The 15,700-nt window shown below is 65.3% G+C and carries 10 protein-coding genes and 3 rRNA genes; all 13 read right to left on the bottom strand.

Annotated elements, in window-relative coordinates; translation table 11 throughout:
* Entirely contained in the window at positions 1–927 is a 927-nt protein-coding gene (gene xerD, locus JKG67_RS01145; protein ID WP_307816366.1) for a site-specific tyrosine recombinase XerD, read from the bottom strand.
* Positions 924–2,051: an alanine dehydrogenase gene (ald, locus tag JKG67_RS01140; RefSeq protein ID WP_203335418.1), complete on the bottom strand. Its 1,128-nt coding sequence runs from the start codon at positions 2,049–2,051 to the stop codon at positions 924–926. Before ald ends, xerD begins: the two co-directional genes overlap by 4 nt.
* Before the next feature lie 21 nt (positions 2,052–2,072).
* Entirely contained in the window at positions 2,073–2,657 is a 585-nt protein-coding gene (locus JKG67_RS01135; RefSeq protein ID WP_203335417.1) for an NUDIX domain-containing protein, read from the bottom strand.
* Positions 2,650–4,356 carry a CTP synthase gene (gene pyrG, locus JKG67_RS01130; RefSeq protein ID WP_203335416.1) on the bottom strand — a complete coding sequence of 569 codons (1,707 nt, stop codon included), beginning with the start codon at positions 4,354–4,356 and terminating at the stop codon, positions 2,650–2,652. Before pyrG ends, JKG67_RS01135 begins: the two co-directional genes overlap by 8 nt.
* 92 nt (positions 4,357–4,448) lie before the next feature.
* Positions 4,449–5,624 carry a putative cytokinetic ring protein SteA gene (gene steA / locus JKG67_RS01125; protein ID WP_203335415.1) on the bottom strand — a complete coding sequence of 392 codons (1,176 nt, stop codon included), beginning with the start codon at positions 5,622–5,624 and terminating at the stop codon, positions 4,449–4,451.
* Positions 5,625–5,703: 79 nt separating this feature from the next.
* Positions 5,704–7,455: a DNA repair protein RecN gene (recN, locus tag JKG67_RS01120; RefSeq protein WP_203335414.1), complete on the bottom strand. Its 1,752-nt coding sequence runs from the start codon at positions 7,453–7,455 to the stop codon at positions 5,704–5,706.
* Positions 7,452–8,381 carry an NAD kinase gene (locus tag JKG67_RS01115; RefSeq protein WP_203335413.1) on the bottom strand — a complete coding sequence of 310 codons (930 nt, stop codon included), beginning with the start codon at positions 8,379–8,381 and terminating at the stop codon, positions 7,452–7,454. Before JKG67_RS01115 ends, recN begins: the two co-directional genes overlap by 4 nt.
* On the bottom strand, positions 8,378–9,208 hold the full coding sequence (locus JKG67_RS01110; RefSeq protein WP_203335412.1) for a TlyA family RNA methyltransferase: 831 nt from the start codon (positions 9,206–9,208) through the stop codon (positions 8,378–8,380). The genes JKG67_RS01115 and JKG67_RS01110 overlap by 4 nt, the downstream gene beginning before the upstream one ends.
* Before the next feature lie 4 nt (positions 9,209–9,212).
* On the bottom strand, positions 9,213–9,401 hold the full coding sequence (locus JKG67_RS01105) for a hypothetical protein (protein WP_203335411.1): 189 nt from the start codon (positions 9,399–9,401) through the stop codon (positions 9,213–9,215).
* A 4-nt stretch (positions 9,402–9,405) separates the two neighbouring features.
* Complete coding sequence (locus JKG67_RS01100) at positions 9,406–10,425, bottom strand: HAD-IIA family hydrolase (protein ID WP_238997771.1); 1,020 nt, start codon at positions 10,423–10,425, stop codon at positions 9,406–9,408.
* Between the two features lie 118 nt (positions 10,426–10,543).
* Positions 10,544–10,660 (bottom strand): 5S ribosomal RNA (gene rrf / locus JKG67_RS01095).
* A gap of 115 nt (positions 10,661–10,775) precedes the next feature.
* A 23S ribosomal RNA gene (locus JKG67_RS01090) occupies positions 10,776–13,876 on the bottom strand.
* Positions 13,877–14,139: 263 nt separating this feature from the next.
* Positions 14,140–15,656: ribosomal RNA gene (locus JKG67_RS01085) — 16S ribosomal RNA — on the bottom strand.
* Together the 16S, 23S and 5S rRNA genes form the textbook arrangement of a ribosomal RNA operon.
* Between the last annotated feature and the right edge of the window lie 44 nt (positions 15,657–15,700).

The raw sequence follows: 15,700 nt of genomic DNA, 5'->3' as shown, positions 1-15,700 counted from the left end.
TCAACTCCGGGCCCGTGGGTGGGCGGTCGCGAAGACCTGACGGAGGTTGTCCACGGTGACAAGTGTGTACACCTGGGTGGTGGTCACCGACGCATGTCCCAAGAGCTCTTGGACCACCCGAACGTCCGCGCCACCGTCGAGCAGGTGGGTGGCGAACGAATGCCGCAGCGTGTGCGGTGACACGTCTGCGGTGACCCCGGCGCGGTCGGCCGCCTTCACCAGCACCGCCCAGGCGCTCTGTCGCGACAGGCGCCCGCCGCGGGAGTTGAGGAAGAGGGCGCCGCCACTGGTGCTGGAGGCCAACTCGGGTCGAGCCCGGACCAGGTAGGCGTCCACGGCAGCCACGGCGAAGCTGCCGACCGGCACCAGTCGCTCCTTGCCGCCCTTGCCACGCAGCAGCACCGCAGCGTGCTCGGTGTCCAGATCGAGGTCGTCGACGTCGAGTCCGACCGCCTCGGAGATCCGGGCGCCGGTGCCGTAGAGCAGCTCCAGCAACGCTCGGTCTCGGAGTGCAAGGTGGGTGCCCGGGGAGCCGGCCGCCTCCAGGATCGCCTCCACCTCAGCCAGCGGCAGAGCCTTCGGCAGCCTCTTGGCTGGCGGTGGTGGTTTCACTTGGGCGGCCGGGTCGTGGCCGACCAGCCCGTCGCGGAGGGCGAACCGGTGGAATCCACGCACCGCCACCAGGGTGCGTGCTGCCGAGGCCGCCCCCAGCGGCGGATGGTCGGCGTCGCCTTCGCGGAGTCGGACCAGGAACTCGGCGACGCAGGCCTCGGTGACGGCGTCGAGGTCGTCGATGCCCTGCTGTGCGAGGTGCTCGACGTAGCGCCGCAGGTCTCGCCGGTACGACGCCAGGGTGTTGTCGGCCAGCCCACGCTCGACGAGGAGATGATCGAGATAGGTGCGGATCGCCCGGGGGGGTTCAGTCACGACGCAACGCCCGTGAGGGCCTTGTCCACCGAGATCGAGTCGAATCCGTGCGCGTCGCCGACTCCGGCGTTGGTGAGCTGTCCGGCGTGGCTGTTCAACCCCAACAGCAACGAGTGATCATCGCGGCACGCCTGAGCCCAGCCCTTGTCGGCGAGCGCCACCACGTAGGGAAGGGTCACGTTGGTGAGGGCGTACGTCGAGGTGTGTGGCACCGCGCCGGGCATGTTGGCGACGCAGTAGAACAGTGAGTCGTGGACCTGGTAGACGGGGTCGTCGTGGGTGGTCGGCCGCGAGTCCTCGAAGCACCCACCCTGGTCGATCGAGATGTCCACGAGCACCGATCCGGGTCGCATCCGGGAGACCAGTTCGTTGCTGATCAGAGTCGGGGCCTTGGCGCCGGGGACCAGCACCGCACCGATCACCAGGTCGGCATCGAGCACCGCCTTCTCGATCTCGTACGTGTTGGAGGCGACGGTCTGCAGGTGCCCCTGGTAGATCCTGTCGGCGGCACGCAGCTTCTCGATGTCGCGGTCCAGCAGCAGCACCTCGCCCTGCATACCCGAGGCGATGGCTGCGGCGTTCATGCCTGCCACGCCCGCGCCGATCACGACCACCTTGCCCGCGTACACCCCGGAGGCGCCGCTCAGCAGAACGCCGCGACCGCCGCCGGCTCGCATCAGGTGGTAGGCACCCGCCTGGGGGGCCAAACGGCCGGCCACCTCGCTCATCGGGGCGAGCAGCGGTAGGCCACCGCCCGGGCTCTGGACGGTCTCGTAGGCGATGGCGGTCACCTGGGCGCGCATCAGCTCCTCGGTGAGCGCCTTGTCTGCGGCCAGATGCAGGTAGGTGAAGAGCACCTGACCGGGTCGCATCCGGTGGTACTCGGCGGCGATGGGCTCCTTGACCTTCAGCAGCAGTTCCGCGCGCTGCCACACCTCGTCGGCCGTCGCGACGATGGTCGCGCCAGCGACGACGTACTCCTCGTCGGGGATCGATGAGCCGAGTCCGGCACCCGTCTCGACCAGCACCTCGTGCCCATGGCGGACCAACTCGTGGACACCGGCAGGGGTGATCGCGACACGGTACTCGTGGTTCTTGATTTCCTTGGGGCAGCCGACCAGCACCTGCCCATCATGGCACGTGGGTCAGCGGGCGTCGGTGAACGCGTCACACGCCAGCACCGCGAGGGCGACCGGAGCCATCTGCACGCGGCCGGCCAGGACCGCGGCACGCAGGTCGGCGAAGGGGATCCAGACCTTCTCCATCTCGGCCTCCTCGTGCTCCAGCACGAAGTCGCCGCGGTCCGCGGCGGTCAGGTCGCGGGCCTCGTAGAGATGGACAACCTCGTTGGAGAGTCCGGGTGAGGAGTAGGTCGACAGCAGGTGCCGCCACCGACCGGCCTGCAGTGACGCCTCTTCGCGCAGTTCCCGTTTGCCGACCTCGAGCGGGTCCTCGCCGGCACTGTCACACAGTCCCGCGGGCAGTTCGATGAAGGTGCGTTGGGCGGGGTGCCGGTACTGGCGCAGGCAGCAGACCCGCTCCTGGTCGTCGATGGCCAGCACGGCCACCGCCCCGGGGTGCTCGATGACGAGCCGACGGAAGGGTTCCTCCTGCTCGTGCCCGGGGCGTCGGATCATGTCCGAACGGAACGCGACGACCCAGTCGTCGCGGTGCAGGTCGGTGCGGGACGCGACCGGCCACGATTCCGGACGGTCGCTGACCTCAGTCACCGTCAATGTCCGCAACAGCCTCGTCGGCGCGGCGCAGCGACGCCTCGTCCAGGGGGAACCGGAGTTCACGTTGGCGCGCGATCGCGGCACCGACCAGCCCCTTGAAGAGGGGGTGCGACCTGGTCGGCCGAGACTTGAGTTCGGGATGCGCCTGGGTGGCCACGTAGTACGGGTGCACGTCTGCGGGCAGTTCCACGAACTCCACCAGGTGTCCGTCCGGAGAGGTGCCGGAGAAGACCAGCCCGGCCTCCTCCAACTGGGCCCGGTAGGCGTTGTTGACCTCGTAGCGATGCCGGTGCCGCTCCTCCACCTTGGTGGCCCCGTAGGCGTTCGACACCACCGAGTCTCGTTGCAGGGTGGCCGGGTAGAGGCCCAGTCGCATCGTTCCGCCCAGATCGCCCGCGCCGTCCACGAAGTCGCGCTGCTCGGCCATCGTGGCGATCACCGGTTCCGCACAGTCGGGGTCGAACTCCGTCGAGGCCGCCTCGGACAGCCCGGCCATGTTCCGTGCGTACTCGATCACCATGCACTGCAGGCCCAGGCAGAGTCCGAGGGTGGGGATCCCGTGGGTCCGGGTGTAGGTCAGGGCTCCGAGTTTGCCCTCGATTCCCCGGATCCCGAATCCTCCGGGCACGCAGACAGCGTCGACGTCGCCGAGGTTGCGGGCCGCGCCTTCGGCGGTCTCGCACTCGTCCGATGGGATCCAGCGGAGGTTGACCTTGGCCTCGTGCGCGAATCCACCGGCGCGGAGTGCTTCGGCGACGGAGAGGTAGGCGTCCGGCAGGTCGATGTACTTGCCCACCAGGCCGATGGTCACCTCCTCGACCGGGTGGTGCACCCGACGCAGCAGGTCGTCCCAGACGGTCCAGTCGACGTCCCGGAAGGGCAGGTCGAGCCGGCGGACCAGGTAGGCGTCGAGTCCCTCGGCGTGCAGCACCTTGGGAATGTCATAGATCGACGGAGCATCCGCGGCAGTGACCACGGCCTCCTCGTCGACGTCACACATCAACGAGATCTTGCGCTTGATGCCGTCAGGGAGTTCCCGGTCGGCACGGCAGACGATCGCGTCGGGCTGGATACCGATGGAGCGCAGTGCGGCCACCGAGTGCTGGGTCGGCTTGGTCTTCAACTCGCCCGAAGGCCCGATCCACGGGACCAGTGAGACGTGCAGGAAGAAGCAGTTGTCGCGACCGATGTCGTGTCGGACCTGTCGGGCCGCCTCGAGGAAGGGCAACGACTCGATGTCACCGACGGTGCCGCCGATCTCGGTGATCACCACGTCGACGTCGTCGCCGCCCATGGCGAGGACTCGGTCCTTGATCTCGTTGGTGATGTGCGGGATGACCTGCACGGTGTCACCGAGGTAGTCGCCGCGCCGCTCCTTGGCGATCACCGATGAGTAGACCTGGCCTGTGGTCACGTTGGCGATGCCGTTGAGGTTGGTGTCGAGGAATCGTTCGTAGTGTCCGACGTCCAGGTCCGTCTCCGCGCCGTCGTCGGTGACGAAGACCTCGCCGTGCTGGAACGGGTTCATCGTCCCCGGGTCCACGTTGAGGTACGGGTCCAGTTTCTGCATGGTGACCCGCAGGCCGCGGGCCTTGAGCAGGTTGCCGAGGCTGGAGGCGGTGAGGCCCTTGCCCAGGGAGGAGGCGACGCCTCCGGTCACGAATACGTGTTTGGTGGCGGCTCCGTGGTTCACGGGGTTCCATGCTACCCCCACGGCGGCCGATGCACTGCTTCGAGGAACCGACGCGGTGCGGCGTGTTGCCTGCGGCTGAGTCGCGGCGTCGTTCACCCGGCTTCGGCCGGGGCTGTTCCACCTGCAGCGAGCGTGGTCCGGACCGACTCAAGCACGTTCCCGATCAGTTCCTGCCCGACGCCGGTCAGTGCGGCTGTCGCGGCGAGGATGACCAGGCAGCACAGGATCGCGAGGATCAGGTGACGAGCCCGGAGGCGTCTGGCGTGCAGGGTCGGGATGGTGCGGGCATCCACGAACCTCTCCCCCACCCGCATCCGGGTCAGGTAGGTGCTCGCCAGCCCGGTGCGGTGCCGGTCAAGGAACTCCTCCAGGGAGCTGGGCATGCCGACCCCGACGATCACTGAGGCGTCGGCGGAGTGGCAGAAGAGCAGCGCCGCATCCTCGGCGGAGGCGTCGGTGCGGAAACGGTGCAGGGCACGATGGCTGGGTTCCCGGGCGGGGTTGGCCTCGGCGCCGTGCGGGACGCACAGCACGACGTCGTGCGCGCGGTCGAGCACGTCGGCCTCGGGTGCCGCAGTGACGTCGCTGAGCACGATCATGTCCGGCTGCCAGCCACGTGCGGTGAGCGCGGCGACGCCGCGGTCGACGCCGACGAGGATCGCCCGGTTGTCGCGGATGAACCGGGCCAGGCCCGCCAACTCTGGGGCTGCGTCGACGACCACCACTGCCGGCCTGCCGGCCAGCCCGAGGGTCAGTTCGGGGATTCCTCGACCGTGGAGGAGGGCGTCCTCCTCGGTGAGCAGGAAGGCGGCACTGTTGTGGGTCAGGCTCGCCAGTTGCGCCGACATCCCGTTGCGCGCATCGGCCATCTGACTCCGCACCATCTCGGCGGTGACCTCGGGGGCCTCGGCGATCACTTCGTCGCCGAGGTGGAGTTGGCCGCCATGGATCCGGACCTTGGCTCCGTCCTTGAGGTTGCGCCAGAGTTCGGGTCCGGCCTGGTGCAGCGGCACTCCGTGCTCCACCAGGAGTTGGGGGCCCAGATTGGGATACCGGCCCGAGATGAAGGGCGCTGTGTTGACCACGGCCGCGACTCGCCGGTCGAGCAGCCGCTGGGCGGTGTCCGCGTCCAGGTCCAGGCAGTCGACGACGGCGATCTCGCCGGCCCTCAGCCGGGGCAGCACGGCGCTGGTACGGCGGTCGAGGCGAGCGATGGCAGCGAGCCCGGGCAGGGCCTCGGCGCGACGGGATCGGGTCAGGAGTCTCATGATGCGACCATGATTTCACTCCGGCGAGTGGTCACCGGGGATGCGCTGCGGCGCGTCGGAGGAATGCCCCCCATTCTGCCTATCCGCGGGCGCTGGCCGCCGCCTCGAGCAGTTCCCGCGCATGGGCCAGGGCGGTCTCGGAGTCGTCCAGCCCGGCCAGCATCCGAGACAGTTCCCGTTCCCTGGCCGCGTCATCGAGGACGGTCAGCCCCGAGGTGGTCACGGTGCCGTCGCTGGACTTGTGCACGACCACATGTCGGTCAGCGAAGGCTGCCACCTGCGGGAGATGGGTCACCACGAGCACTTGGGCCGATCTGGCCAACGCCGCCAATCGCCGGCCGATCTCGATCGCGGCCCGCCCCCCGACGCCGGCATCCACCTCATCGAAGACGAAGGTGGGCACCTCCCCGGTGCCCGCCAAGGCGACCTCCAGTCCCAGCATCACCCGGGAGAGTTCACCACCGGAGGCGCCCTTGTGCAGCGGCAGCGGATCGGATCCCGCGTTGGCGGCGAGCAGCAGCTCCACGTCGTCCATCCCGTGTCCGGCGAACCGCAGCCAACGGTCGCCGACCAGGACCGGAGCCCCAGGGCCGATCGGGTCCTCGGGCGCCGGGGCCGGCTGCTGGGTGACGCGCACCTCGAAGCGGGCGTGTGGCATGGCGAGCAGGGTGAGCTCATCGGTGACCTGGGCGGCCAAGGCGGCCGCGGCGGCCAACCGGAGGGCGGTGAGCTCGGCGCCGAGGTCGGCGACCTCGGCCCTCAGCGTCCGGCACTGGTGGGTGAGTTCGGCGATCCGGCTGTCGGTGTTGTCGAGGTCGAGGAGTCGTTCGGCTGACTCACGGGACCAGTCGAGGACCGCCGTGACGGTGTCGCCGTACTTGCGGGTCAGCGAGAGCAGGGCCGCCCGGCGTGCGGAGACGGCAGCGAGGCGGGCCGGGTCGCTGTCGATGCGTGAGGCGTACGACGCCACGTCGGCAGCCACATCGGCCAGGAGGTAGTTGACCTCCTTGACGCGGTCGGCCAGTTCTGCGGCTTCCGCATCGTGGTCCCGGACTCCTTCGAGGAGGCTCCTGGCCGCTGCGACGGCGCCGAGGGCATCGGGTGCGTCGCTGTCACTCGACAGAGCCTCCCTCGCCTGTTCAGCAGCAGCGCGCAGTGTGTCCGAGTGTCCGAGCCTGGTCTCCTCGGCTGCCAGTTCCACGTCCTCGCCCGGTTGCGGGTCGACGGCTTCGATCTCCCCGAGACCGAAGCGCAGCAGGTCCGCCTCCCGGGCGCGCTCGCGGGCGGTGGCCACCACGTCGGCGAGTTCGCGTTCGGCGGTCATGAGCGCGTCATAGGTTGCCCTGAACCGGCCCAGCACCGTGGCGAGGGCCTCTCCGGCGAAGCGGTCCAGCGCGTGCCGCTGGGTGCGGGCCCGGAGCAGCCGATGCTGGTCGGACTGGCCGTGCACCGCCACCAGGGGCTCGGCGATGTCGGCCAGCATGCTGGCCGGGACGGCGGCCCCGCCGACGAAGGCCCGGGACCGTCCAGCGGTGCTGATGTTGCGAGCCAGCAGGACCCGATCGTCCTCGATGGTTCCGCCAGCCTCGTCCACGGCGCGGGCGAAGTCGTCCAGGCCGGCGGTGGCCACGACTCCCTCCACCCGGGCTCCGGCGGACTCGTTGCGCACCATCTGACTGTCCGCCCGGCCCCCCAGCAACAACCCGAGGGCCGTCACCACCATGGTCTTGCCGGCGCCGGTCTCGCCGGTGATCACGGTCAGCCCCGGTCCCAACTCGAGGGTCGAGGAGTCGATGACGCCCAACCCGGTGATCCGGATCTCCTCGATCACTCCCGATCTCCTCGTCTGCGATCGGCGGCGCCGCGCCACCCTTCGACGGACAGACCGAACTTGGCCACCAGCCGATCGGTGAACGGTGCCGCATGCAGGCGGACCAGCCGTACCGGACGCGAGCCTCGACGTACCTCGATCCGTGCACCCGGCGGGAGGTCGAACGGCCGACGACCGTCACACCACAACACACCCGCTCCTTCGGTGCCGGCCAGCACCTCCACGGCCAGCACCGAGGACGGTGCCACCACCAGCGGGCGGGCGAAGAGGGCGTGCGCACTGATCGGCACCAGCAGCAGCGCCTCGACACCGGGCCAGACAACCGGGCCACCGGCACTGAACCCGTACGCCGTGGAGCCGGTGGGCGTGGCCAGGACGACGCCGTCACACCCCCAACGGGACAGCGGGCGCCCGTCGATCTCCACGACCAGTTCGAGCATCCGTTCACGGGCGGCCTTCTCCACGCTCGCCTCGTTCAACGCGAAGGTGCTGGCCAGCAGTTCCTTCCCCTGCAGCACCCGCACATCGAGGGTGAGCCGGTCCTCGGCGGTGTACCGGCGAGCCACGATCGCCTCGATGGTCGCCTCGACATCCTCGTACTCGGCCTCGGTGAGGAAGCCGAGGTGACCGAGGTTGACGCCGAGCAGCGGCGTCCCCGTCTCGTGGGTGAGCTCGGCCGCGCGCAGCACGGACCCGTCGCCGCCGATCACCACGGCGAGTTCACAACCCTCGCCCAACGTCGCCGACGCCTCCACGATCTGCGCTGGCGGGTCGAAGGAGTCGGGCGTGACACCCAACGATGCCGCCTCCTCACTCAGCACTCTGACAGTGATGCCATGCGAGGCCAGTGACTTCCCGAAGGCGCGGGCCACCTCACGGGCGGCGGGCCGCCCCACATGGGTGAGCAGCAACACGCAGCGGGTCATGGGTCCACCATCTCACCCGGGAGCGACACTCCTGCGTTCACCACGTCGATGACCTCGGCCTCAGTGATCGCGGCCGGGCCGGCACGCAGCAGCAGGAAGTACTCGAGATTGCCCGAGGGGCCAGGCAACGCGCTGGTGGCGACGGAGCGGGCACCCCAGCCCGCGGCGGCGGCGGCGCGGGCGACCGCGGACACCGCCTCGGCGCGCAGAGCGGGGTCGCGCACGACCCCTCCCTTGCCGACCCGCTCCTTGCCGACCTCGAACTGGGGCTTCACCATCAGCACCAGCGCGCCGTCGGGCCGTGTCACCCCGATCAGCGCCGGCAGCACCAGCCGCAACGAGATGAACGAGAGATCGCCGACCACGAGGTCCACGGGGCCGCCGATGGTGTCGGCGTCGAGATCCCGGATGTTGGTCCGGTCGAACACCTGCACCCGCGGGTCCTGTTGCAGCCGCCACGCCAACTGGCCGTACCCGACGTCGACCGCCATCACCTCGGCAGCACCAGCCCGCAGGAGTACGTCGGTGAACCCACCCGTCGAAGCTCCGGCGTCCAGGCACCGCTTGCCGGCCACCTCGACGTCGCCGAAGTCACGGAGCGCACCGGCCAGCTTGTGTGCACCACGGGACACGTAGTCGGGCCGGTCCGGATCATCACGGACCACCAACGCGACGTCGGTGGTGACTCCCGTGGCCGCCTTCTTGGCCGTGGCACCGGACACGGTGACCCGGCCGGCCTCGATCAGCTCACTGGCATGCTCTCGGGAACGCGCCAGGCCGCGGCGGACGAGTTCCGCGTCCAGCCGGAGACGGCGGGGACCGGCCACGATGTCAGTCGGTCGCGGCGGACTGATCCGCCGTGGCGGGGTCCAGCGAGCGTCGCAGCACCTCGTGTGCGCGTTCGAAGACCTGCACGTGCTCGGCGACGGGGCCGGTGACGGCCGCCTCCACGTCGGCGAGGACGGCATCAACGGCCGGCACGCCGGTCGTGGGCGTCGGCTGGTCTGGGTCGCTGGTCATGGGGTCAGGCTACCGTCCCGGGAGGTTCCACTCCTGCGGTGTCGACCGTACGACCGTGTCGATCACGCCAGGTCCACGACGCTGTCGCCACACAGCGCCACCAGTCACTCGCCGGTCCCTGCCCCGTGACGGTCAGTCGGCCTTCCTGCACCTCGGTGAACCACCCACCCAGACTCCAACCCCCGCCCTGGAGCACCGGTGCCGGGTGGGTCTCACCCAGGCCGGCCAAGGTCGTGGAGATATAGGTGGGCCGTTCGGCAGGGTCGGCCGCCACCAACTCGGCGAGCCCAGTGACCCCGGTCAGCACCAGAAGCGCATCCACGCCCGCCCTGCGCGCACCGAGGATGTCGGTGTCCAGCCGGTCGCCGACCATCAACGGTCGACGGCCTCCGTGCCGATGGATCACTTCCTCCAGCAATGCCGGCTCCGGCTTGCCCGCCACTACCGGGGCGACGCCGGTGAAGTCGGCCAGCAGGGCCACCAGGGCGCCATGACCGGGGGCGAGTCCCTGTGGGGTGGGGAAGGTGAGGTCGGCGTTGGCCGCGAACCAGGCCAACCCTTGCCGGATCCGCTGGGCAGCTGTGACCACGTCGGACCAGACCACCTCAGGGCCGTAGCCGGTGACCACCGCAACCGCCTCTGCCGCCGTGACGGCGACCGGACGCAGCCCTGCTTCGAGCAGCGCGGCGGCGATACCAGGGCCACCCAGCACCGCCACCGGACTTCCTGGGGGGAACCGCTGCAGCACCTGTCGGGCCGCCGCCTGTGGTGAGGTCACCACCTGGCTGGCGACAGCCGGGAGTCCCAGCGATGCCAGGTGTTCTGCGACCGTCTGCGCCGAACGGGAGGCGTTGTTGGTGACGTAGGCGAGCCGGGTGCCCAAACTCGCGGCGCGAGCCAACTGCCCGGCCACCCCCGGGACGGCGGCGGAGCCGATGTAGACCACGCCGTCGAGATCGAGCATGGTGAGGTCGTACCGTGCGGCCAGAGGTTCCTCACAGGTGTGCAGGCCCGACGTCTCCATGGCCACACCCTCCCACGGGTTCCCACCAGTACCGTCAGGGGGCACAGTGCCCGCACATGCGAATGCCCGAAAATGCGAACTGCCCATCCGCTCTGCGGATGGGCAGTTCCAAAAGAATGTCCGGCGGCGTCCTACTCTCCCACGACCTCTCGGTCGCAGTACCATCGGCGCTGGAAGGCTTAACTTCCGGGTTCGGTATGGGACCGGGTGTTTCCCTTCCGCTATGGCCGCCGTAACTTTGTGAGTCACGTTCCCTGTATGGATTTGTTTCTCTGTGCCAACACAGGGGTGTGTTGTCTCAGATTCTGTATAGTGGACGCGGTCTATCTGTTGTGCCATAAGTGGTGTTGTATGGCAAGCCCTCGGCCTATTAGTACCGGTCGGCTAGGCATTACTGCTGTACACCTCCGGCCTATCAACCCAGTCATCTACTGGGGGCCTTACCCCATCAAGTGGGTGGGAAACCTTATCTTGAAACGTGCTTCCCGCTTAGATGCATTCAGCGGTTATCACTTCCGAACGTAGCCAACCAGCCATGCACCTGGCGGTACAACTGGCACACCAGAGGTTCGTCCATCCCGGTCCTCTCGTACTAGGGACAGCCTTTCTCAAGTTTCCTACGCGCGCGGAGGATAGGGACCGAACTGTCTCACGACGTTCTAAACCCAGCTCGCGTGCCGCTTTAATGGGCGAACAGCCCAACCCTTGGGACCTACTCCGGCCCCAGGATGCGACGAGCCGACATCGAGGTGCCAAACCATCCCGTCGATATGGACTCTTGGGGAAGATCAGCCTGTTATCCCCGGGGTACCTTTTATCCGTTGAGCGACGCCGCTTCCACATGCCAGCGCCGGATCACTAGTTCCGACTTTCGTCCCTGCTCGACATGTCTGTCTCACAGTCAAGCTCCCTTGTGCACTTGCACTCGCCACCTGATTGCCAACCAGGCTGAGGGAACCTTTGAGCGCCTCCGTTACTCTTTAGGAGGCAACCGCCCCAGTTAAACTACCCATCAGGCACTGTCCCTGAACCAGATAATGGTCCTAGGTTAGACATCTAGTACGACCAGAGTGGTATTTCAACGATGACTCCACACCAACTGGCGTCGATGCTTCAAAGTCTCCCACCTATCCTACACAAGCCGAACCAAACACCAATACCAAACTATAGTAAAGGTCCCGGGGTCTTTCCGTCCTTCCGCGCGTAACGAGCATCTTTACTCGTAGTGCAATTTCGCCGAGTCCATGGTTGAGACAGCGCCCAAGTCGTTACTCCATTCGTGCAGGTCGGAACTTACCCGACAAGGAATTTCGCTACCTTAGGATGGTTATAGTTACCACCGCCGTTTACTGGGGCTTAAGTTCTCCGCTTCGAGCTTACGCTCTAACAGGTCCCCTTAACCTTCCAGCACCGGGCAGGAGTCAGTCCGTATACATCGTCTTACAACTTCGCACGGACCTGTGTTTTTAGTAAACAGTCGCTTGGGCCTGGTCTCTGCGGCCCTCACCGCTACCCCACGCATGGTGGTTGACGGATCGGGCCCCCCTTCTCCCGAAGTTACGGGGGCATTTTGCCGAGTTCCTTAACCATGGTTCTCTCGATCGCCTTGGTATTCTCTACCTGATCACCTGTGTCGGTTTGGGGTACGGGCGGCGCATAGCTCGCTAGAGGTTTTTCTCGACAGCATAGGATCATCCACTTCCCCAAACGGGTCCCCATCACATCTCAGGCATCATGAGTGGCGGATTTGCCTACCACTCGCCCTACATGCTTGGCCACACACAACCATCGGTGTGGTTGGACTACCTTCCTGCGTCACCCCATCGCTTGACTACTACCGGTGAGGGTCCCACGCTAAGCGTCACCCCCGCTCCCGAAGGAGAAGTAAGCAACGCGGCGGGTGGTTAGCATCACCGGGCTCGTCATGGGCGCTACTTTGCCGGTACCAGAATATCAACTGGTTGTCCATCGACTACGCCTGTCGGCCTCGCCTTAGGTCCCGACTTACCCAGGGCAGATTAGCTTGACCCTGGAACCCTTGATCATTCGGCGGAAGAGTTTCTCACTCTTCATTCGCTACTCATGCCTGCATTCTCACTCGTGCCGCGTCCACACCTGGATCACTCCGGCGCTTCACTCGCGGCACGACGCTCCCCTACCCATCCACGCACCTGAACCACGAAGGCTTAGTACACGCGTGAATGCCATAGCTTCGGCGGATGACTTGAGCCCCGCTACATTGTCGGCGCGGAATCACTTGACCAGTGAGCTATTACGCACTCTTTCAAGGGTGGCTGCTTCCAAGCCAACCTCCTGGTTGTTTATGCGACTCCACATCCTTTTCCACTTAGTCACCGCTTAGGGGCCTTAGCTGATGGTCTGGGCTGTTTCCCTCTCGACTACGAAGCTTATCCCCCGCAGTCTCACTGCTGCGCTCTCACTTACCGGCATTCGGAGTTTGGCTAACGTCAGTAACCTGGTCGGGCCCATCGGCTATCCAGTGCTCTACCTCCGGCAAGAAACACGCAACGCTGCACCTAAATGCATTTCGGGGAGAACCAGCTATCACGGAGTTTGATTGGCCTTTCACCCCTATCCACAGGTCATCCCCTCAGTTTTCAACCTAAGTGGGTTCGGTCCTCCACGCCGTCTTACCGGCGCTTCAACCTGCCCATGGATAGATCACTCCGCTTCGGGTCTTGATCACGCTACTCAGTCGCCCTATTCAGACTCGCTTTCGCTACGGCTACCCCACACGGGTTAACCTCGCAACGCAACGCAAACTCGCAGGCTCATTCTTCAAAAGGCACGCCATCACCCCAAAGGGCTCTGACGGATTGTAGGCGTATGGTTTCAGGTACTATTTCACTCCCCGCCAGGGGTACTTTTCACCTTTCCCTCACGGTACTTGTCCGCTATCGGTCACCGAGGAGTATTTAGGCTTAACGGGTGGTCCCGCCAGATTCACACGCCATTCCAGGAGTAGCGTGCTACTCGGGTACCGCTTCCACACCCACACACAGCTTACGTCTACGGGACTCTCACCCACTACGGCACAGCTTTCCAACTGACTTCGACTTCACCAATGCGCGAATGCGCCTGCTCGGCAGAACAGACACGAAACGGCCCCACAACCCCCCACATGCAACCCCTGCCGGGTATCACACACATGAGGTTTAGCCTCTTCCGATTTCGCTCGCCACTACTCTCGGAATCACTATTGTTTTCTCTTCCTGTCGGTACTGAGATGTTTCACTTCCCGACGTTCCCTCCAACCGCCCTATACATTCAGGCGGAGGTAACACCACATGACTGGTGCTGGGTTTCCCCATTCGGACATCCCCGGGTCAAACGCTCGGTTGCCAACTAACCGGGGCTTATCGCAGGCTCCAACGTCCTTCATCGGCTCTCGGTGCCAAGGCATCCACCATACGCCCTTTGCAGCTTGCCGAAACAACACTACAAACGACACAACAAAATTAAGATGCTCGCGTCCACTATACAGATCTCAAACAACACACCCAGCAACACCCCGAACCCCCCAACAAGGAGACCCAGAGCAAAGCAGGCACCAAGACACACACTCACGTGATGCCTCAGAACCCCAACAGTGTGCCACCAACACCAACCCCACCAGGACAAACCCAGCAAGAATCAGACCCCCACAGGATGCGAGAGCGTCAACGTTCCACTAGTGAGCAAAAAGCTCCTTAGAAAGGAGGTGATCCAGCCGCACCTTCCGGTACGGCTACCTTGTTACGACTTCGTCCCAATCGCCAACCCCACCTTCGACCACTCCCTCCCTTACGGGTTGGGCCATGGGCTTCGGGTGTTGCCGACTTTCGTGACGTGACGGGCGGTGTGTACAAGGCCCGGGAACGTATTCACCGCAGCGTTGCTGATCTGCGATTACTAGCGACTCCGACTTCATGGGGTCGAGTTGCAGACCCCAATCCGAACTGAGACCGGCTTTTTGGGATTCGCTCCACCTTGCGGTATCGCAGCCCTCTGTACCGGCCATTGTAGCATGCGTGAAGCCCTGGACATAAGGGGCATGATGACTTGACGTCATCCCCACCTTCCTCCGAGTTGACCCCGGCAGTCTCCCATGAGTCCCCACCATTACGTGCTGGCAACATGGAACGAGGGTTGCGCTCGTTGCGGGACTTAACCCAACATCTCACGACACGAGCTGACGACAGCCATGCACCACCTGCACACCAGCAAAAGCCACCACATCTCTGTGATGTTCCAGTGCATGTCAAACCCAGGTAAGGTTCTTCGCGTTGCATCGAATTAATCCGCATGCTCCGCCGCTTGTGCGGGCCCCCGTCAATTCCTTTGAGTTTTAGCCTTGCGGCCGTACTCCCCAGGCGGGGCGCTTAATGCGTTAGCTGCGGCACGGAACCCATGGAATAGGTCCCACACCTAGCGCCCAACGTTTACGGTGTGGACTACCAGGGTATCTAATCCTGTTCGCTCCCCACACTTTCGCTCCTCAGCGTCAGAACATGCCCAGAGAACCGCCTTCGCCACCGGTGTTCCTCCTGATATCTGCGCATTTCACCGCTACACCAGGAATTCCGTTCTCCCCTGCATGCCTCTAGTCGGCCCGTATCGAAAGCAAGCACCGAGTTAAGCCCGGTGTTTTCACTCCCGACGCGACCAACCGCCTACGAGCCCTTTACGCCCAATAATTCCGGACAACGCTCGCACCCTACGTATTACCGCGGCTGCTGGCACGTAGTTGGCCGGTGCTTCTTCTGTACCTACCGTCACTCTCGCTTCGTCGGTACTGAAAGAGGTTTACAACCCGAAGGCCGTCATCCCTCACGCGGCGTTGCTGGATCAGGCTTCCGCCCATTGTCCAATATTCCCCACTGCTGCCTCCCGTAGGAGTCTGGGCCGTGTCTCAGTCCCAGTGTGGCCGGTCACCCTCTCAGGCCGGCTACCCGTCGAAGCCTTGGTAGGCCATTACCCCACCAACAAGCTGATAGGCCGCGAGTTCATCCCCCACCGCTAACACTTTCCACCCACAACCATGCAGTCATGAGTCATATCCGGTATTAATTTCGGTTTCCCGAAGCTATCCCAAAGTGAGGGGCAGATTACTCACGTGTTACTCACCCGTTCGCCGCTCGAGTACCACCGAAGTGGCCTTTCCGCTCGACTTGCATGTGTTAAGCACGCCGCCAGCGTTCGTCCTGAGCCAGGATCAAACTCTCCATCGAAAGTTCAAACCCATGCTCGACAAACCCTGAACGAAAAATCATCC

This window comes from Nocardioides limicola, from assembly GCF_016827675.1.
Lineage (GTDB): Bacteria > Actinomycetota > Actinomycetes > Propionibacteriales > Nocardioidaceae > Nocardioides > Nocardioides limicola.
Note: the sequence above shows the minus strand (reverse complement) of the source record. Positions and strands in the feature narration are given on the sequence as shown.